Origin of the sequence: Flagellimonas alvinocaridis, from assembly GCF_965248585.1 — a bacterium.
In the GTDB taxonomy this organism is placed as follows: domain Bacteria; phylum Bacteroidota; class Bacteroidia; order Flavobacteriales; family Flavobacteriaceae; genus Flagellimonas; species Flagellimonas alvinocaridis.
Window position 1 is genome coordinate 1218098 of the sequence record NZ_OZ252111.1, and the last position, 20105, is coordinate 1238202.

Annotated in this window: 18 protein-coding genes; 4 read left to right on the top strand and 14 right to left on the bottom strand. The window is 44.6% G+C overall.

Features of this window, described 5'->3' with window-relative positions; genetic code table 11:
* Nucleotides 1-24 precede the first annotated feature (24 nt).
* The 9 genes from lepB to udk form a co-directional block, all read right to left on the bottom strand.
* Nucleotides 25-1767, bottom strand: coding sequence for a signal peptidase I (gene lepB / locus ACP14V_RS05585; protein ID WP_272609691.1), 1743 nt, complete (start codon nucleotides 1765-1767; stop codon nucleotides 25-27).
* A 48-nt stretch (nucleotides 1768-1815) separates the two neighbouring features.
* Nucleotides 1816-2517 carry a 4-hydroxy-tetrahydrodipicolinate reductase gene (gene dapB / locus ACP14V_RS05590; RefSeq protein ID WP_272609692.1) on the bottom strand — a complete coding sequence of 234 codons (702 nt, stop codon included), beginning with the start codon at nucleotides 2515-2517 and terminating at the stop codon, nucleotides 1816-1818.
* Between the two features lie 3 nt (nucleotides 2518-2520).
* Nucleotides 2521-3177 carry a DUF5683 domain-containing protein gene (locus ACP14V_RS05595; protein WP_272609693.1) on the bottom strand — a complete coding sequence of 219 codons (657 nt, stop codon included), beginning with the start codon at nucleotides 3175-3177 and terminating at the stop codon, nucleotides 2521-2523.
* Nucleotides 3170-4078, bottom strand: coding sequence for a ParB/RepB/Spo0J family partition protein (locus ACP14V_RS05600; RefSeq protein ID WP_272609694.1), 909 nt, complete (start codon nucleotides 4076-4078; stop codon nucleotides 3170-3172). The genes ACP14V_RS05595 and ACP14V_RS05600 overlap by 8 nt, the downstream gene beginning before the upstream one ends.
* The gene (locus tag ACP14V_RS05605; protein ID WP_136565931.1) at nucleotides 4079-4852 is read right to left on the bottom strand and encodes a ParA family protein; all 774 of its coding nucleotides are present in this window, start codon (nucleotides 4850-4852) and stop codon (nucleotides 4079-4081) included. It lies immediately after the preceding gene.
* Between the two features lie 135 nt (nucleotides 4853-4987).
* On the bottom strand, nucleotides 4988-7075 hold the full coding sequence (gene scpA, locus ACP14V_RS05610; RefSeq protein WP_272610292.1) for a methylmalonyl-CoA mutase: 2088 nt from the start codon (nucleotides 7073-7075) through the stop codon (nucleotides 4988-4990).
* Nucleotides 7068-8459 carry a methylmalonyl-CoA mutase subunit beta gene (locus ACP14V_RS05615; protein WP_272609695.1) on the bottom strand — a complete coding sequence of 464 codons (1392 nt, stop codon included), beginning with the start codon at nucleotides 8457-8459 and terminating at the stop codon, nucleotides 7068-7070. The genes scpA and ACP14V_RS05615 overlap by 8 nt, the downstream gene beginning before the upstream one ends.
* Nucleotides 8452-8784 carry an FtsB family cell division protein gene (locus ACP14V_RS05620; RefSeq protein ID WP_136565933.1) on the bottom strand — a complete coding sequence of 111 codons (333 nt, stop codon included), beginning with the start codon at nucleotides 8782-8784 and terminating at the stop codon, nucleotides 8452-8454. The genes ACP14V_RS05615 and ACP14V_RS05620 overlap by 8 nt, the downstream gene beginning before the upstream one ends.
* A gap of 3 nt (nucleotides 8785-8787) precedes the next feature.
* Nucleotides 8788-9396, bottom strand: a complete 609-nt coding sequence (gene udk, locus ACP14V_RS05625; RefSeq protein WP_272609696.1) for a uridine kinase — start codon at nucleotides 9394-9396, stop codon at nucleotides 8788-8790.
* 132 nt (nucleotides 9397-9528) lie between these two features.
* On the opposite strand from udk, the gene ACP14V_RS05630 reads away from it, so the two are divergent.
* Genes ACP14V_RS05630 through ACP14V_RS05640 form a run of 3 tightly spaced genes read left to right on the top strand, consistent with a single transcriptional unit; the run spans nucleotide 9529 to nucleotide 13009 of the window.
* The gene (locus ACP14V_RS05630; protein ID WP_272609697.1) at nucleotides 9529-10014 is read left to right on the top strand and encodes a biotin/lipoyl-containing protein; all 486 of its coding nucleotides are present in this window, start codon (nucleotides 9529-9531) and stop codon (nucleotides 10012-10014) included.
* A gap of 6 nt (nucleotides 10015-10020) precedes the next feature.
* The gene (accC, locus tag ACP14V_RS05635) at nucleotides 10021-11463 is read left to right on the top strand and encodes an acetyl-CoA carboxylase biotin carboxylase subunit (RefSeq protein ID WP_272609698.1); all 1443 of its coding nucleotides are present in this window, start codon (nucleotides 10021-10023) and stop codon (nucleotides 11461-11463) included.
* A gap of 4 nt (nucleotides 11464-11467) precedes the next feature.
* A complete protein-coding gene (locus ACP14V_RS05640) occupies nucleotides 11468-13009 on the top strand; it encodes an acyl-CoA carboxylase subunit beta (protein WP_272609699.1) in 1542 nt (513 codons plus the stop codon).
* A gap of 15 nt (nucleotides 13010-13024) precedes the next feature.
* On the opposite strand, the gene ACP14V_RS05645 is transcribed toward ACP14V_RS05640, so the two are convergent.
* Nucleotides 13025-14086 (bottom strand): Gfo/Idh/MocA family protein, encoded by a 1062-nt coding sequence (locus ACP14V_RS05645; RefSeq protein WP_272609700.1) that lies wholly within the window; start codon nucleotides 14084-14086, stop codon nucleotides 13025-13027.
* Between the two features lie 189 nt (nucleotides 14087-14275).
* Here ACP14V_RS05645 and ACP14V_RS05650 point away from each other — a divergent pair, with 189 nt between their 5' ends.
* Nucleotides 14276-15487 (top strand): multidrug effflux MFS transporter, encoded by a 1212-nt coding sequence (locus ACP14V_RS05650; protein WP_136565940.1) that lies wholly within the window; start codon nucleotides 14276-14278, stop codon nucleotides 15485-15487.
* On the opposite strand, the gene ACP14V_RS05655 is transcribed toward ACP14V_RS05650, so the two are convergent.
* From ACP14V_RS05655 to ACP14V_RS05670, 4 genes are read right to left on the bottom strand one after another with little or no spacing between them, the layout of a single operon-like run.
* Nucleotides 15484-16566 carry an anhydro-N-acetylmuramic acid kinase gene (locus tag ACP14V_RS05655; RefSeq protein WP_272609701.1) on the bottom strand — a complete coding sequence of 361 codons (1083 nt, stop codon included), beginning with the start codon at nucleotides 16564-16566 and terminating at the stop codon, nucleotides 15484-15486. The genes ACP14V_RS05650 and ACP14V_RS05655 overlap by 4 nt on opposite strands.
* Nucleotides 16563-17228, bottom strand: a complete 666-nt coding sequence (locus ACP14V_RS05660; protein ID WP_272609702.1) for a class I SAM-dependent methyltransferase — start codon at nucleotides 17226-17228, stop codon at nucleotides 16563-16565. The genes ACP14V_RS05655 and ACP14V_RS05660 overlap by 4 nt, the downstream gene beginning before the upstream one ends.
* On the bottom strand, nucleotides 17225-18823 hold the full coding sequence (locus ACP14V_RS05665) for a glycoside hydrolase family 3 protein (RefSeq protein WP_272609703.1): 1599 nt from the start codon (nucleotides 18821-18823) through the stop codon (nucleotides 17225-17227). Before ACP14V_RS05665 ends, ACP14V_RS05660 begins: the two co-directional genes overlap by 4 nt.
* The gene (locus tag ACP14V_RS05670; RefSeq protein WP_272609704.1) at nucleotides 18816-20096 is read right to left on the bottom strand and encodes an MFS transporter; all 1281 of its coding nucleotides are present in this window, start codon (nucleotides 20094-20096) and stop codon (nucleotides 18816-18818) included. The genes ACP14V_RS05665 and ACP14V_RS05670 overlap by 8 nt, the downstream gene beginning before the upstream one ends.
* Nucleotides 20097-20105 lie beyond the last annotated feature (9 nt).

Here is a 20105-nt window from a genome sequence, read left to right on the forward strand (position 1 = left end):
AACGTAAGGGTTTTGGCGGAAGTCTTATTCTGCCTTTTTCTTTCTTCGCTTTTTTATGAAGTCGAACAGAATCCAACCTACAATCAGGGCCACAAAGTATTTAAAATAGGAAATGGGTTCCCCACTTCCACCAACTGTGGTGAAGATACGGTCCCAACGAGGCTTCCAATTGGACAATCCCTCGTTGAAATTGTCAAAACTCATCCATAAAAATACAGGCTTGCCCACAATATGATCTGCGGGAACATAACCCCAAGCCCTACTATCCTCAGAGTGGTCCCGGTTATCTCCCATCATCCAGTAATAATCTTGTTTAAAGGTATAGGAGTTGGCTTCTTGACCATTGATAAGTACTTTCTGCCCGGTAACCTCTACATCGTTATGTTCGTAATCCCTAATGATTTTTTTGTACAAAGGAATGGTTCTGGCATTGATTTCAACCGTTGTTCCTTCTTTGGGGATGTAGATGGGACCAAAATTATCACTGTTCCAAGGGTACAGGTTGGGTTTTTGGGGGAAAGAGCCTCCGTATACACCCTTTTCTTCAACAAGTTTTACTACCGAGTCTATGGCAGGATTTTCCTGAAGCTGCGCAACCATTTCATCGGTAAGGTTGGCAATTCTGGACCTTGGTTTTTCTTCTGTCAATGATAATCTAAGCTGTCGTATGACTTCAGTTGGAATGCCTTTTTCTTCCGTAACCAATTCAATTTTGCCATCTTGACTCCTGTTGGCGCCCAAGACAAACGGGTTAAGTGCATTGTACTGGTTTTGGTTTAAATTCCCTGCGATGTATGTTCTAAAATAGTCCGAAGCATCCACTTCTTCCAACAGTTTACTGGATACCCCGTTTTGAGCATAGATGTTGTAATTGTACATGGGCTTTGCCCGGTCTGACAATTGTAGTTTTTCCCCATTGATGTATACAAATCCATCGATAACGGCCAAGGAATCACCAGGTGTGCCCACACATCGCTTTACGTAATTGGATTTTTTATCTATGGGCTTTTTTACGGCTTTTTCAGCTCTAAAGAATTGATAGAGCGTGTCCGAAGGCAGGCTAAAGACCACAATGTCGTTCTTCTTTACCCGCTCAAACCCTGGTATACGCATGTAGGGCAGCTGTAATTTGTTGATCCAGGAAGTCTTGTAGGTTTCTGGATTCACATCGGCCAAATAGGACCGTTTTCTAAGCATGGGCAGGGTGTCATGGACCATGGGCGCTGCCAAGGTGGTCATAGGTATCCGTGCACCATAGTGAAATTTGCTTACAAAGAGAAAATCACCTATCCGCAATGTACGCTCCAAGGACCCCGTAGGTATTACGTATGGCTGAAAGAAATAAGTGTGGACAAATGTAGCGGCCACAATGGCAAAGACTATGGAACTCACCCATTCGCCCAGACCGGTTCTTGGTTTTAGGCTACGATCTTCAATATAGGTAACGTCTTCTGCATAATTTATGTAGTAGATGTAGAAGCCAAGGGTCAATATTACCAACCAAGTGTCCAATAGGCTGTTCTTGCCAAAACTTCGAATGGTCTCTACCCAGACCACGGGGAACATCAATAAGTTGATAATGGGGATAAACAGCAGCAGTACCCACCACCAAGGACGGTTGATGATTTTCATCAAGATTACACCGTTATAAATGGGGATGGCGGCTTCCCAAGCTTTCCGCCCTGCTTTTACATAAAGTTTCCATGTGCCCAAAAAATGGATGACTTGGATGACCAATATAAAAATGATCCACTGTGTACCGCTCATATAAAAGTTTCTTTGTAAGACTTACAGTCTCTATTCTTGTTACGTTTTTTAATACAGGTTTAACACGTCTTTCATGGAAAAGACACCTGTTTTGCCCTGAATCCATTCCGAAGCGATTACTGCACCCAAGGCAAAGCCTTCGCGATTATGGGCAGTGTGCTTAATTTCTATGGAGTCCACCGAACTGCCATAGGATATGGTATGTGTACCTGGTACCATTCCCTCGCGTTTGGATGTAATGGGTATAATGTTGTTTTCTTCTTGGTCCAATTTCCAGCCTTTGTAGTCAGACTGGGCAATGATTCCCTCAGCCAAGGTAATTGCAGTGCCACTTGGTGCATCAAGCTTTTGGGTATGATGGATTTCTTCCATAGTGACATTGTACTGCTCTAGACCGGACATCATTTTGGCCAAATACGAGTTCAATTCAAAAAAAATGTTCACTCCCAAACTAAAATTGGAGGCATATATAAACCCTGATTGGTTTTTATTGCAAATACTGACAGCTTGGTCATAGTTGGACAACCAACCGGTGGTGCCGCAGATAACCGGTACTTTGTGTTCAAAACACCCAGTTATATTGTCAAATGCAGACTCGGGAGTACTAAAGTCTATGGCAACATCCATTTTGTGATAGGGAATTTCCTTGGTATCCACATCAACCTTCGCGACAATGGTATGGCCTCTATCTTGGGCAATTTGTTCAATCATCCTACCCATTTTGCCATAACCAAAGAGTGCAATGTTCATAATTTAGAATTTTACGACCAGGGCCATTCCAAAATTGGGTTCCTGGGTGAAAGGGTTCATATCTAAATAGGGTTTAAAATCAACCACAAGATTGTCATCCACATTATACTGTTTCAAATGCGCGTCCACGTTGGCATCAATGATATTCAAGGTGTACAGGACTAGGGTGATCACCAACGAAAGGTCCCTGCTGCGCTGGGTACGTTCTTGGGCGTCCTGAAGCGCCTCGTCTGATACGTCCGGGCCTTCACCATCCCCATTGAGGTCATAGAACTCGTCGTCTGTAAACCCGGCCAGTCTTCTTTTAAAAGCGTTCCGAGCACTTCTGTATTCGGTGTTGTTGAAAGAGTAAGTGTATATGGCTGTTCCCAGTGCTCCCCAAACAATGGGAGCTTTCCAGTATCGCTTGTTGTATATCTGCCCCAATCCAGGAAGTACTGCAGAGTAGAATGCTGCTTTACTGGGGGCCAAGGGATTTATTGCTTTCTTTTCGTAAGTTACTTCTTCAATGGTTATACCAGAACCCTCCAAATTTTGGGCCAACGAATCAATCTCGGCTGGATGGGGTGGTTCCATATCTTCTTTCTTCTCTTCTTCTTGGGCGAGACCAAATTGAAGATTCAATAAAAAAAAGAACAATAATAATAGGCCTTTATTCACCTGTAAGTAATTTTTTGATACGCTGAAACTCTTCCTCGGAGTGAAAAGGAATTACTATTTTTCCTTTTCCGGTTTGGGATGAGGTAACATCTACCTTGGCGGAAAGAAAATCTTTGAGTTCATCCATGCCTTTGGAAACAAAACTGGGAATTTCCTTGGAAGCCTTTGTTTTCTTTTCGCTTGCCTCTCCCGAAGGTTCTTTGAGTGTTTTTACCAAACGCTCAGTGTCCCTTACTGAAAGACCTTCTGAAACCACCTTCTCATAAATGGCTATCTGTTCTTTTTTCTTCTCGATATTGATCAAGGCCCTGCCGTGTCCCATGCTAATAAACCCATCCCGCATTCCGGTTTGGATGATGGGGTGTAGTTTAAGAAGACGGAGGTAATTGGTGATGGTGGAACGTTTTTTACCTACACGATCGCTCAATTTTTCTTGGGTAATCTGGATTTCATCAATCAGCCTTTGGTAGGATAGGGCAATCTCGATGGGGTCCAAATCTTGCCGTTGGATGTTTTCCACCAAGGCCATTTCCAAGGATTCTTGGTCGTTGGCAATACGGATATAGGCAGGAATAGTTTCCAGCCCTACCAGTTTTGATGCACGGAACCTGCGTTCCCCTGAAACCAATTGGAATTTGTTGAAATCCAATTTCCGAACGGTTATGGGCTGAATAATCCCAAGTTCACGAATGGAACTGGCCAATTCTTCCAAAGCCTCATCATTAAAATTGGACCTCGGCTGAAAGGGATTCACCTCAATGGATTCAATATCCAGTTCAACTACATTGCCTATGACCTTGTCCGCATTTTTATCCCCAACGGATTGAATATCGTTTTCGGGATCTTTCAATAGAGCGGACAGGCCTCTTCCCAAAGCCTGTTTTTTGGTTGCTTTCGCCATCTAAACTTTCTCCTTGTTTTTCTTCAAAATTTCATTGGCCAAGTTAAGGTAATTGGAGGCACCTTTGCTGCTGGCATCATATTTTATAATGCTTTCACCATAACTTGGGGCTTCGCTGAGCCTTACATTTCTTTGTATGATGGTGTCGAACACCATATCTGCGAAGTGTTTTTTCACTTCTTCCACGACTTGGTTGGATAGGCGTAGCCTTGAATCGTACATCGTCAGCAACATGCCTTCTATATCCAAATCGTTGTTATGTATTTTCTGTACACTTTTCACCGTGTTCAATAGTTTGCCCAACCCTTCCAATGCAAAATATTCGCATTGAATGGGAATCATAACGGAGTCTGCAGCGGTAAGTGCGTTTAGCGTCAATAATCCCAAAGACGGGGCGCAATCAATCAAGACAAAATCGTAACGATCTCCTAGACCCTTGAGCGCTTCTTTGAGCATATATTCCCTGTTGTCCTTGTCCACCAATTCAATCTCAATGGCCACAAGGTCGATGTGTGCCGGAACCAAATCAACATTCGGGGAGTCGGTTTGAACAATTACATCCTCAACGGGCATGGTATGTTCCAATAGTTGGTATGTGCCATGCTCCACGGAATCAACATCAATACCTAGCCCTGAAGTGGCATTGGCTTGGGGATCAGCATCAATCAGTAACACTTTCTTTTCCAAAACACCAAGGGAGGCCGCAAGGTTTACCGTAGTAGTGGTTTTGCCAACACCGCCCTTTTGGTTTGCAATAGCAATGATTTTGCCCATTTCATAGTAAGTTAGGTGCTAAAAATACGATTATTTAAGATGCTAAAAAATGTATTTTGTTAACAGTAGGTGAATAACCATGGCATTCAGCGTTAAAGAAAGTTAAAGTTATATTTATGAGACCGTTAAGGGCAATTAATCCATTAAAATCTTTAAGATTTCAATAGCTGCATCACTAATTTTTGTGCCAGGTCCAAATACAGCCACCGCACCACGATCTAGAAGGTGTTGATAGTCTTGCTTGGGGATAACGCCCCCAACAATGACCATGATGTCCTCACGCCCCTGTTCTTTTAGTTCTTGCACCACTTCTGGCACCAAGGTTTTGTGTCCTCCGGCCAATGAAGATATACCTAGAACATGTACATCGTTTTCCACGGCCTGTTTGGCTACTTCGGCAGGGGTTTGGAACAAGGGTCCAATATCTACGTCAAAACCGAGATCGGCATAGCCAGTTGCCACCACTTTGGCACCACGATCATGACCATCCTGTCCCATTTTGGCCACCATGATTCGAGGTCTTCGTCCCTCCTGGGTTGCAAATTCGTCAGCCATTTTACGGGCCCTGACAAAACTTTCGTCGTTTTTGATTTCTTTCGAATACACGCCGGTAAAAGATTGGATTTTTGCTTTGTAGCGTCCAAAGGCACTTTCCATGGCGTCACTGATCTCTCCCAAGGTGGCGCGAGCTTTGGCCGCTTCTACCGCTAAAGCTAACAAATTTTTGCGGTCAGGGTTATTTAGACTGGCTTTTTTGGCTGCAGTACCAATGTTGTCCAAGGCTTTTTTAACCGTATTGATATCCCGTGTCGATTTTATTTGTTCAAGTCGCTCCATCTGCTGTTGGCGTACTTTGGCATTGTCCACTTCCAAAATTTGCAGGTCATCCTCATCCTCCAGTTGGTATTTGTTCACGCCAACAATAACGTCTTGACCGCTGTCGATTCGGGCTTGTTTTTTGGCAGCAGCCTCTTCAATACGCCTTTTGGGGATACCTGCTTCAATGGCTTTGGTCATACCACCAAGTTTTTCAACCTCCTGAATCAATTCCCAAGCTTCCTCGGCAATTTCTTGGGTCAATTGTTCAACTACATGACTTCCGGCCCATGGATCTACCGTTTTGGTAATATGGGTTTCTTTTTGCAAATAGATTTGGGTGTTACGGGCTATCCGTGCTGAAAAATCAGTAGGTAGGGCAATGGCTTCGTCCAAAGCGTTGGTGTGAAGACTTTGAGTGCCACCAAAAGCAGCCGCCATTGCCTCAATAGTGGTCCTGGCCACATTATTGAAAGGATCTTGTTCTGTTAAACTCCATCCACTGGTCTGGCTATGGGTGCGCAGCATAAGTGATTTTTCGTTCTTGGGATTGAATTGTCCTACCAACTTGGCCCACAACATTCTACCTGCCCTCATTTTGGCAATTTCTGTGAAATGGTTCATCCCAATGCCCCAAAAGAAGGAAAGTCTGGGGGCAAACTCATCGATTTTCAGTCCCGCCTTAATTCCTGTCCGAATATATTCAATGCCGTCAGAAAGGGTATAGGCCAATTCCATGGCGGCAGGGGCACCAGCTTCGTGCATGTGGTATCCAGAAATACTGATGCTGTTGAAACGGGGCATGTTTTTACTGGTGAACTCAAAAATATCTGCAACGATTTGCATGGATGGGGCAGGAGGATAGATATAGGTGTTCCGCACCATAAACTCTTTGAGGATGTCATTTTGGATGGTTCCGGAAAGCTTTTCCATGGAAACACCCTGTTCCTCGGCTGCTGCAATATAAAAAGCCATGATAGGGATAACGGCCCCGTTCATGGTCATGGATACCGACATTTGATCTAGGGGAATTTGGTCGAACAGGATTTTCATGTCCTCCACGGAGTCAATGGCTACCCCGGCCTTGCCCACATCGCCAACAACGCGGTCGTTGTCCGAGTCGTAACCTCGGTGGGTGGGAAGATCAAAAGCCACGGAAAGACCTTTTTGGCCCGCCTCCAAATTTCTTCTGTAAAAAGCATTGCTTTCTTCTGCCGTGGAGAAACCAGCATACTGGCGGATGGTCCATGGTCTACGAACATACATGGTGGAGTACGGACCACGAAGAAAAGGGGATATGCCCGCAGCGAAGTTGACGTGGCTGAGATTATCAGCTTTTCTGAGCTCTGAGTTCTGAGTTCTGAACTCCGAACTTAACTCCAAATGTTGAAGGTCTTTTCTACTCATCATCCAATCTTTTTTGTTCCAAGGCTTCGGCCAATCGTTTCTCAATGATGGGTTCTATCAAGGTTTTTCGGGACTGTTTTTTTACAAAGGGATATAGTTCCAGATCATTTTTCATGCGATCTTGTGGGTTTTGATACGCATTGCTACCCAGAAGTACAATTTTACCTTTATCGAAAAGTTGCTGTTCCTTGGTGGCACTTTCCTTGATTTTTTGTTGGATGACCCCTTTTTTGAGCACGCTTAAAAAACCGCCGGATTTTTCAATCTGTTTGAAGAGGGCCAAAGCTTTTTCCGCCAATTGCTCTGTAATGGATTCGATGAAGTAGGCCCCATTGGAAACTTCTGAAACCGTTTCAAAATAACTTTCCTCCTTCAACAATAACAATTGATTGCGTGCAATTCGCTCTGCAAATGCATTGTCCTTATGGTAAATGGCATCATAAGGGAGGTTGCAAACTGTATCGGCACCGCCTAAAATGGCCGACATACTTTCCGATGTGGTGCGGAGCAAGTTCACGTTATAATCGTAAAGGGTTTTGTTCCTTGTGGATGGAATTACCGTAATATGACAATCTTGGTCAATTCCATATTCCGAAGCCAGACTGCCCCAAAGCCAACGCAGTGCCCTTAGCTTGGCAATTTCAAAGAAATAATTACTTCCCATCGCTACTTTGAATGCTATGGGAAACGATTGCTGAGTTGTGCTTGAAGTGGCAAAATGATTAAGGTATTCATGGGTATGGGCCAACCCATAGGCCAATTGTTGTACCATATTGGCCCCTGCATTTTGGTAGATTGCTATATCCACACCAAAGGTGGCCACTGAAGTATGTGTGTTGGCAAGTTCATGGATTTCTTTCAAAATGGCGTGGTCCTTTTCAAGGTTATGGAACCAATTTCCATCACGGGAAAGATGCCCGATTAAATCGATATTGAGGTATGCCTTGGCATTTTTACCCTTCAAAATTTCTAAAAGGTTTTTGATGGACTGAACGGCCAAAAACTGAAAAGTGAAATGAAGGGGCACGCCTCCCAAATCGATATTGGAAAGCAAAAGGCCAAAATCAGTTTCTCCGTTTGGAATGGTAAAATATAAAGCTTCAATACCCTTGGTCAAACTTTCCAAAGCCTTTTTGTTTGCTGCTTCCTCATTTCCTGCATAAATGGTTTGACCTACATGCCATATTCGGGAAGCGGAAGTTGGGTGGGCTTTAATGTTTTGCAGGTCCTCTTCATGATAAAAGGGTTTTACCGCAATCCCCTCCAAGGACTCCCAAACCAGGGTGTCGTTGTAATCAGCACCCTTTAAGTCGAACTGTATTTTTTGCTTCCATTGTTTGGAGGAAACTTCGGGAAATTCTTGGAATAGGCCTGTTTTACTCATCTTTTTTGATTTTTAGGCTGTCTTCGTATTCAATCAAAAATATTTCTTCATTCTCCTTTTTCATATAGTATTTCTCCCGGGCAAATTTTTCCATTTCTTCGGGGTCGGACATCTTTTCCAGGATTTCTTTGTCCTTGGCAATCTCATCCTTTAAAAACTCTTTCTGCTTTTCCAGTTTTTTTATCTCTTTCCGAAGTTCCCAGTGTATCAAAAAGGAGTTCGTATCAAAAAAAGCCATCCAAATCACAAAAATGGTCAACACTAATACATACATATTGGTCATGACCTTGAACCATTTTTTATTTCTAAGCTCTTTTAAACCCATATTTTACAACAATTTATCGTTGATTATGGTCCTCACAATGTCCACGGCAACCGTATTATAATGATTATTTGGGATAATGATATCCGCAAACTCTTTTGAAGGCTCTATAAATTGTTCATGCATGGGTTTCACTGCTGTTTGGTAGCGGGTCAACACTTTTTGAAGGTCATGTCCACGCTCCCGTATATCGCGTTGCAACCTTCTTATCAATCGTTCATCGGAATCGGCATGCACAAATATTTTTATGTCGAACAAATCCCGAAGCTGTGAGTTGCTCAGTACCAAAATACCTTCAACGATCATTACTTTTCTAGGAGTTGTAGGAATGGTTTCATCCAAGCGGGTTTCCTCCACAAAAGAGTATACGGGTTTATTTATGGTTTTTCCTTGCTTTAATTGCTCCAAATGCGAAATCAATAGGTCAAAATCTATGGAATTGGGGTGGTCAAAGTTAATCTCGCCCCGCTCTTCCTTGGTCAAGTGGGCCAAGTCGTTGTAATAGGAATCCTGTGAGATGACACCCACTTCATTTTTGGGCAATTGATCCACAATTTGGTTCACTACGGTAGTTTTACCGCAGCCCGTTCCCCCGGCAATTCCAAGAATCAGCATATAAAACCTTTTGGCCCAAAAGTAAACATTTGGCGGGATTTGTGCTTGATTGAAATGTATAACCCAACTGCCTTTATGCTGATTGGTGCATTAATCTTATATTTATCAAACTAACCTATAGGAACACTATTTATGGACAATCCGTATACTGTTGTGGTTGATGGAACTTCTGAATTTCAACTGTCAAAAGAGGATATTGCTTCGTTGGACATCATTAAAACAAGCCCCAATGGGTTTCATTTACTGAAAGATGGAATATCTTATCATATTCAAATGATAGATTCAGATTTTAATACCCGTACCTATACCGTCATCGTGAACGGGACTGAGCATCAAGTATCCATAAACACCCCTTTGGATGGGCTCATCAAAGCAATGGGCTTTGCTTCCAACGGACAAAAAAGCATTGATTCCATTGTGGCCCCCATGCCTGGACTCATTTTGGACATTCTCGTCCAAGAAGGCCAAGATGTGAAGGAAGACGACCAGCTTTTGATTCTTGAGGCCATGAAAATGGAAAACATCATAGCTTCCCCGAGGAGTGGGACTATCAAAACACTTGGGGTTAAAAAAGGCGATGCGGTGGATAAAAAACAGTTACTTATAGAATTTGAATAGGAGACCATGAAGAAAATATTGATTGCCAATAGAGGGGAAATTGCGGTCCGGGTGATGAAAACCGCAAAGAAAATGGGTATTCGTACCGTGGCGGTCTATTCAATCGTAGACCGGAACGCGCCCCATGTGCAAATGGCCGATGAAGCGGTTTGCATTGGTGAGGCACCTTCCAATCAATCGTATTTACGTGGAGATAAAATCATAGAAGTGGCCAAAAAATTGAATGTTGATGGCATACATCCAGGCTACGGCTTTTTGAGTGAGAATGCTGAATTTGCAGAAGCGGTGGAGAAAAATGGGCTGATATTCATTGGACCCAAATCAAAAGCCATCCGCATGATGGGTAGTAAACTGGCCGCCAAGGAAGCTGTTAAGGCTTATGATATTCCCATGGTGCCCGGAATAGACGAGGCCATTACTGATGTGGCCACGGCCCGTAAGATTGCCAATGATGTGGGATACCCCATATTGATCAAGGCTTCAGCAGGTGGTGGAGGTAAGGGCATGCGGATAGTTGAGAACGAAAAAGATTTGGAATCCGGCATGCAACGCGCCATCAGTGAGGCAACCTCTGCGTTTGGGGACGGTTCCGTCTTTGTTGAAAAATATGTGGCTTCGCCTCGGCATATAGAGGTTCAGGTGATGGCCGATACCCACGGGAACATCCTTCATTTTTTTGAACGGGAATGCAGTGTACAACGTCGCCACCAAAAGGTGGTGGAAGAAGCCCCTTCATCCATTTTAACCCCTAAGCTTAGGAACGAAATGGGCATGGCGGCGGTCAAGGTGGCCCAAGCCTGCAATTATGTTGGGGCGGGAACAGTGGAGTTTTTAATGGACGCCGACCACAACTTTTATTTTTTGGAGATGAACACCCGGTTGCAAGTGGAGCATCCGGTTACCGAAATGGTTACTGGGGTTGACCTAGTGGAATTGCAGATTCGTGTGGCTAGGGGAGAAGAGTTGCCTATGAAACAGGAAGACCTCAAAATTCATGGACATGCGGTGGAGTTAAGGGTATATGCTGAAGATCCCTTGAATGATTTTTTGCCCAGTGTGGGACAATTGGAAACCTATCAATTGCCTGTTGGCGGAGGTATACGGGTGGACAATGGTTTTACGGAAGGGATGGATATTCCCATTTACTATGACCCCATGCTTTCCAAATTGATTGCCTACGGGAAAACTCGGGAGGAGGCCATTGAATTGATGCTCAAAGCCATCAAGGCGTATAAGGTGAAGGGGGTTGAAACCACCCTGCCCTTTGGTAGCTTCGTCTTTTCCCATGAGGCCTTTCGTTCCGGGGATTTTGATACCCATTTCGTGAAGACCCACTATGCTCCAGAAATGGTCAAAAAGCAACAAGCCAGGGAGATGGAAGTTGCTGCATTGGTGGCTTTCCACAGCTATCTGGAGGACCAAAAAATAGTTCAACTGCCCAAAAATTGAATCCATGGACCCGAAAATAAAAGCACTTCAGGAAAAGTTGGCCAAAGCTCATTTGGGTGGAGGTGAAAAACGCATAGAAAAACAACACAAAAAAAAGAAGTTAACAGCGCGAGAGCGAGTACAATACCTGCTGGACGAAGGCTCTTTTGAGGAAATGGGGGCTTTGGTGACCCATAGAACCACGGATTTTGGGATGGACAAGGAAATGTACTACGGGGATGGCGTGGTTACTGGTTACGGAACTGTGAATGGTAGGTTGGTATACGTATATGCCCAAGATTTTACTGTTTTTGGGGGAGCCTTGTCCGAAACCCATGCCGAAAAAATCTGTAAAGTGATGGATTTGGCCATGAAGGTCGGGGCGCCCATCATTGGGTTGAACGATTCTGGGGGAGCCCGAATCCAAGAGGGTGTGCGATCATTGGGAGGCTATGCCGATATCTTTTACCGGAATGTGCAGGCATCGGGAGTGATTCCCCAAATATCTGCAGTGATGGGACCCTGCGCGGGTGGTGCGGTGTATTCGCCCGCCATGACGGATTTTATTGTGATGGTGGAGGAAACGAGTTATATGTTCGTTACTGGTCCCAATGTGGTCAAGACGGTGACCAATGAGGAGGTTACCTCTGAAGAATTGGGGGGTGCCAGTACCCACGCGGCCAAGTCTGGGGTGGCCCATAAAACCTCCTCCAATGATGCAACCTGTCTGGATGATATCAAAAAACTTTTGGGGTATTTGCCACAGAACAACACGGAAGCCCCCAAATTACAGGACTATGTTTTGGGCGATGAGGTGCGGGAAGAACTGTCGCACATTGTGCCGGATAATCCCAATAAGCCGTATGACATGCATGAGGTCATCAAGGGCATTATTGACACTGATTCCTTCTACGAAATCCATAAGGAGTATGCTGAAAATATTATTGTGGGCTTTGCCCGAATAGGAGGGAGAAGTGTAGGAATTATTGCCAATCAACCCATGTTCTTGGCTGGCGTGTTGGATGTGAAAAGTTCCCGGAAAGCAGCTCGTTTCACCCGTTTTTGTGATGCCTTCAATATTCCATTATTGGTTTTGGTGGATGTTCCCGGATTTCTACCGGGTACCGATCAGGAGTGGAGCGGTATCATCATGCATGGGGCAAAACTGTTATATGCCTTGAGCGAGGCCACGGTGCCCAGAGTCACTCTCATTACCCGAAAGGCCTATGGAGGGGCTTATGATGTGATGAACTCCAAACACATTGGTGCCGATTTCAATTTTGCTTGGCCCAGTGCCGAGATTGCCGTGATGGGAGCCAAGGGCGCCAGTGAGATTATCTTTAGGCGTGAAATTGCCGCTTCGGACGACCCAGTGGCTAAACTCAAGGAAAAGGAAGCGGAATACGCCGAAAAATTTGCCAATCCATACCGAGCGGCCCAACGCGGATTTATTGATGAGGTCATCCTGCCAAAAGACACCCGACGAAAATTGTTGAAGGCTTTCGCCATGTTGGAAAAGAAACAGGTGCAACCGCCCCGAAAAAAACATGGGAACATTCCGTTGTAATTCTGAAACGGAAAATTATAGATTGACGGTTTTCCCCGTTTTCACCGACTCATCCGCAGCCAACACCACTTTGAGGCTGTTCACGGCATCGTTCAGGTGGTCGGTGAGGTCTACATCATTTTGGATGGCATTGAGCAGGTATTCCTGTTCCAAAAGACAGAGACCATCATGGTCGGGCTCATCGGCAGTATCAATGATTTCATCATTTTTTACAAAATGCCCATCACTGTCCAACTGGCTATGGTGCAATTTTAAGCTTCCGGTCTTGGTATGCCCTTCAATATCACCGGATTCTCCCTTATCCATATCATTGATGGAAACACAGCCTTTTGGGCCTATCACATCCTTGACAAAAAAAGCGGTTTCGCTCATCATGGGTCCCCAGCCAGCCTCGTACCAACCCACGGAGCCATCTTCAAAACGGACCTGTAACTGGCCATAGTTGTACATGTTTTTGTCCACTTCCTCTGTCAATTTGGCCCCAATGGCGGAGACGCTAACAGGATTGGAACGTACCATGGAACACATGACATCCACATAGTGGACCCCACAATCCACAATGGGCGACATGGAGTGCATAAGCTGTTTATGGGTATGCCACTGTTCGCCAGAACTTTGTTGGTTGAGGTTCATTCGCATGACCAAGGGTTTACCCAAGCCCTGTGCCATTTGCACAAACTTGGTCCAGGTAGGGTGTACCCTTAGAATATATCCCACCACCATTTTTTTTCCAAGTTGATGGGCCAAATCCACTAAAATTTGGGCTTCTTCGACCGTTAAGGCAAGCGGTTTTTCCACAAACACATGGGCGCCAGATTCCAAAGCTTGTTTTACATAGTCAAAATGGGTATCAGGGTAGGTGTTGATAGAAACCACATCGGGTTTTGCCGTTTCAAGGGCGTTCCTGTAATCGGAAAAAGTGGGAACGCCTCCCAGTTCATTGGACAATCGTTCACGGCTTTTGGCACCACGGCTCACAAGTCCCACAATTTCAAATCCATCCAGTTTGTGGTAGGCACGGGCATGGGAAGTTCCCATATTGCCACAACCCACGACCAAGGTCTTTAAAAGGTCCATTTAGTTTTTGGTTTTCTCAAAGATAGGCATCGAGCTAGACACAACGAAATCAAAAAATGTCATAAAAATAAGGTGGTTTAAAGATGTAAGCCACCAGTTCTATTCACCTATAACGTTTGATGCGTAAACATAACATTAATACTTTCTTAAAAACTTCGTGGGCCCGCGGGGTATGCCTAATTTTGCATCATGCAAAAAGAAACCCAAAAACCTAATTTTGAATTTATAGCCTTAATGGCCGCCTTGATGTCCATTGTGGCCTTGGCCATTGATGCGTTATTACCCGCCATCTCCAATATAGGGGTTGATATCAACAGCTTGGATTCCACAGATAACCAAATGTTGGTGACCATGATATTTTTGGGACTGGGGTTAGGGCAGTTATTCTTCGGTCCGCTGTCTGATTGTTATGGAAGAAAGCCTGTGGTCTATGCTGGATTTATTTTATTCCTACTGGCTAGTATTATCTGCTTGTATGCTCCATCCTTGGAGGTGATGGTGCTGGGTAGGATCCTTCAAGGGATTGGACTTTCGGCACCTCGGACCATATCCATATCCATCATCCGGGATACCTATGAAGGAGATTATATGGCCAAGATCATGTCGTTTGTGGTGGCGTTCTTTATTTTGGTGCCCGTGGTGGCCCCAGCCATAGGGAAGGTTATACTGGATAGCTTTGGTTGGAAAGGTATTTTCTATGTCCAATTGATTTTTGCCTTGATCATAGCACTTTGGTTTTGGAAACGACAACCCGAAACCCTTCATCCTGAATTTAAGATACCATTTTCTGGACATGTGTTCATTGATGGGTTGAAAGAATTTATTCGCCACAAGGAAACCGTAGCCTTTACGATTACCTCTGGTCTGGTGACTGGAGCATTTTTGGTGTATCTGAGTTCGGCCCAACATATTTTTGAGGACCAATATGCCCTAAAAGAGGTATTTCCCTATATTTTTGCGGGATTGGCGATTTCCATTGGACTTTCCACCTTTTTGAACGGGACCTTGGTGATGCGTTTTGGTATGCGAAAGCTGTCCTTTATGGCCACATTGGCCTTTACCATAATTGCTTTGTTGTATACGGTACTTTTTTTTAATTCACCCAACCCCAGCATTTATGTATTGGTGGCATTCTTGTCTGCACAGTTTTTCTGTCTAGGATTCATGTGGGGAAATTTTAGGTCCATAGCCATGGAACCCATTGGACACATAGCAGGAATTGGAGCGGCCATAAATGGCTTTGTATCCACGATTTTTGCCATACCCATAGCCACTTTTATTGGTGAGTTTGTGAAAAACAGTGTTTGGCCCTTGTTTGTAGGCTTGGCCGTTTGTGGGCTATTTTCGGTATTGATTTTTATGCTGGTGCGAAGAAAGCCCAGAAGAATGGTGACTGCTTAACCCTGAATAGGATAAAAGACCTCTCCGCTACTGGAATCTTCACGGGCCCCTGTGACCGAACGGAGAACATTGGTTTCACCTTTAAGGCGTAAAACGCCCATCAATGCAAAGACCAAGGCCTCCTTGTAGGCAATCAAGGTTTTAGTTGGAGTGGAAACCGTAGCGGTGTTCCCTAATTTTTCTTGAAGCGTGTCCATAAAAAACTGGTTCAAGGCACCACCGCCCGTGGCCAATAATTGGTTGGGGGTCTTTACGGCATATTTTTTAACCTCGTTGGCAATCTGCTCACAATTGTGGTGGATAAATGTATGAAGTAGATCAATGTTAGTGGCTTTTGAGGCTTGAATCAAAGGGACAATTTCTCCAGTGAACCATTCATATCCGGTGGATTTTGGATAGGGTAGTTTGTAGTACGCTAAACTGTTCAATTTTTGTAAGAGGTCATGGTCCAATGTTCCCGTTCTGGCCCGGTTCCCATTTTCGTCATAATCCAATCCCATTCTTTGGGTAATGTAGTTTAAGGGCATGTTGGCCAACCCAATGTCATAGGCTATCCGGACTCCGTTATCATCAAACGAGATATTGCTGATACCTCCCAGGTTAAGACAGAAATCATATTCGTGGAACAACAATTTGTCTCCAATGGGCACCAAGGGAGCTCCTTGGCCGCCTAAGGTAATGTCTTTGGTCCTGAAATCACAAACGATCTGCTTTCCACTGGTATTGGCCAATAGTTGGCCATCTCCGAGTTGAAAGGTAAAACCATCTTCCGGTCTATGGTGCGACGTATGTCCATGGCTGGCAATGAAATCAACATTTAGATTTTCTTCATCAATGAAGTGTTTGGATTGTTCACCCAACCATACCCCATAATCTTTGTGGAGTTGGGCATGGTCTTCCTCGGATAGGAAAATGGCATTTTTGAGGTGTTCCCGCATCTCATCGGTGTAGGAAACCTCTTTTGTGCGTTCAATGGAAAATTTCCAACGCCCATTTTCTTCTGTAAAATGACAATAAGCCATGTCCAACCCGTCCAAGGAGGTGCCGGACATCAATCCCAAAACTTTATATGTGCTCATGCTTTTTTAATTTTGATGATCAAGGAAATGGGTTTTTCTTCATCGTTGATTACCTCTTCAATGGAAACCCCTCCATGCTGTAAACCATTCAATTCGTTGATCCAATCCTCCAGCGTTCGGGCGTACCATGAATGGCCATCCTCAAAATTACCGGGTAGGCCTTTCCAGGAATCGGTGAGCCACTGGCTTTTATAGGGCATGCCGTTTTGTACCAGAAAAAAGGGGTGTAGGGTTTGGATTACCACAGTACCTCCATCGGTTAAATGGTTCAAGGTGTTTTGTAAAAGGGGAACAAGGTCATCCTTCAGATATAGGCAGAAGTTGAAGACTGCGGCATCAAATGGCGCGTTGGGAATGGTTTTTCCTGATATGATGTCCTCAAAGGTGACTACATGGTAGGCTTCCTTCCCTTTGGTCTTGGCTTCGGAAATTAGGCTGGCTATGGCATCCATGCCGGTAGCTTCCCATCCCGAGGCAGTCATTTCCCGGGTCAACCAACCCTCGCCACAACCTATGTCGGCAATTTTCTTGCCCTTTAGATTTTTGATGGTTTCCACTATGGCTGCGTTGGTGAACTTTCTGGAGGGGATGCTTTGGTTCTGGATGACCTTGATCCATTCCATTGCATTCTTCTCCCATGAGGAAATGATGTCGGATTTCATGGTTGAAAGGTTTTAAGTTGTACGGGGAGCTTTCCTTTGGCTGTTAACTGCCCTATAAAGTGTTGGAAGGCCTCTTCTTGAAATTCCGGAAAATCTTGATACACCACAACCGCATTTGATGTGGGTAACAGTCCCATGATGTCCAAGGCATATGGATTTCCAAAAAGATAGAGGAGCACATTTTTTTGTGTGATGATGTGTTTGATGAAATCCAACACCTCGTTTTCAAAACCAAAGTTATTTTTTGGCTTTACAGCAGGAGGGAAGATGGACAGTACCACATTTTGATGCTTTTCCAACAACGTTTCAACGATTGCTTTGTCCTTTGCCAAATCCCATGGTTTCTGGCCAAGGTCTTCCTCTATTTTATGGGAAAACCTATTTTGGGTGTTGTTGTTCACCGACAGATTGAGAAATTCACCATCCTTGATTTTGGATACTTCCTCAGCTTTGCCGTAGAGTTCGGTAAGGGTATTTTGCGCCAATAGTCGATTTAGCTCTGAAGGTTTTTGGGACGGAGAAGTGTCTTTAGAATTGGAAAATGCTTTTTCCTTGAGCTGCCAAATGCGTTCAAAACTTTGCTCAATTTGTGCTTCGGTGGCGGTGTTGAGGATTTCGGTAATGCCCTCGGCCACATTTTCACTAAAACACAACATATCCATTCCTGCGGTAAAGGCGGTTGCTTCCAACTTGCCCTTTTCGGGATATCGTTGGGAAACGGCGTGCATATTCAGTGCATCGGAGATGGCCACGCCATCAAACCCCAAAGTATTGCGAAGCAAGTCCGTAATAATTTTTGATGAAGTCGTGGAAGGTTCCTCGCTGTCCAATTGCGGAAGCAACAAATGCCCCACCATGACCGAGTCCACTCCTTTTTGTATCAGTTGGTGAAAAGGGTATAATTCATTTCCCTGGAGTTCTTCCAAGGATTTGTTGATGACCGGAAGTCCCAAATGGGAATCGGTAGCCGTATCGCCATGTCCAGGAAAATGTTTGATGGAATTCAAAGTTCCTGAACTTGCCATACCTTTTAGGTATGCCCCAGCTTTGGAAAGCACCTCATCTTTACTATCTCCGAACGATCGGTAACCGATCACTGGGTTTTCAGGATTACTGTTGATGTCCACTACAGGTGACAAATTCCAATGAATACCTGCTTCCTTACAATCCAAGCCAATATGCTGCCCAACCTGTTCAATAAGATCAAGGTTGTTGGTCAGTGCCCCCAACGTGATGGCATACGGGTATTGCGGGGTGTTTTCAATTCGCATGGCCAAACCCCATTCGGCATCAATGGCAATCAACAGAGGCTGTTGTGCCGCTTTTTGATAGCGCTCTATGAGGGTTTTTAATCGGTCATAACTTTTTTCATTGTGGACGACCTTCTTTTTTCCTTCAAAATTAGTGGCCGCACTGGCCCTGCTATGAAAGAAACATAAGGCCCCTACATAATGATCATGAATCAATTGCTCCATTTTGACCACCTCTTCTTCCGTATCATTTATGAAAACGGCTGGCATGAACAATTGCCCGATCTTTTGCCGTAGCGATAGGTCTTTCTGGGCTGACGTGTATGATAGTATGTTTTTATGCATCTAATTCGCTTGTCTTTTTGCCGTAATCGGCAGGGTATTCAATAAATCGGAGTAGAAGGAATGCCGGAATGGCCGCGATGACCACCCAAACAAAGAAACCATCGTATCCCAACCATTCCTGGATGTATCCGCTGAGCATACCGGGTAGCATCATGCCCAAGGCCATAAAGCCGGTCGCAATGGCATAATGTGATGTTTTTGAAGCACCTTCGGCCACGTAAATGAGAAAGACCAGAAATGCAGCAAACCCAAATCCATATCCAAATTGCTCCACCACCACGGTGCCCACTACGGCATATATGCTGGTGGTCTGGGTGATGGCCAATATGGCATAGAGGATATTGGGCAGGTTTAGGGACAACAACATGGGGAACATCCATTTTTTTAACCCATCCCTCGAGATAAGGATCCCTCCAATGATTCCGCCCAAGGACAGCATGATGACCCCAACCGTTCCATAAATGGTACCTACCGCTTCGGTGGAATAACTGAGCCCTCCAACCTCCAATTTGTCCAAGAGAAAAGGGGAGGCCATTTTTACCAATTGCGATTCGCCCAAACGATAGCTAAGGACAAACAAAAGGGATATTCCAATATGCTTTTTTCTAAAGAAGGATGCAAATACCTCCCAAAAACTAGTTGGCTTTTCAGAATCTTTCGTTGACGGTGCCTCGAATTTTGGAGCGGCCATAAAATTGGTCGCGGTCAAGATCAGCATCAATACCGCAGCACCGATCATGGTCAAGGACCACGCCTTGGTATTGTCTCCATACTTATGCTCCAAAAAGCCGGCAACAATCACCAAAAGCCCTTGTCCGGTCACCATGGCCAATCGGTAAAAGGTACTCCGCATACCAATAAAAAAGGACTGCTTTTTTTGTGAAAGCCCAATCATATAGTAACCATCGGAAGCGATGTCATTGGTGGCGGAGGCAAAGGCTGCCATCCAGAAAAAGGCCAAAGTAATGGTGAAAAATGCGTTGGAAGGCAAAAAGAGACCAATGCCCAAAAAGGCCAAGGACATGATCAGCTGCATGACCAAGAACCATTTGCGCTTGGTGCCGTTCAACTCCACAAAGGGACTCCAAAGCGGTTTTAAGACCCACGGGAGGTAGAGCCAGCTGGTGTAGAGTCCAATTTCTGCATTTCCAATGCCCAAGCGTTTGTACATGATAACGGAAACGGTTACCACCAATACGTAAGGGATACCTTGGGTGAAATAGAGAAAGGGAACCCAGAGCCATGCGTTTTTGTCCTTTTTTGCTACATCCATTGTATTGTT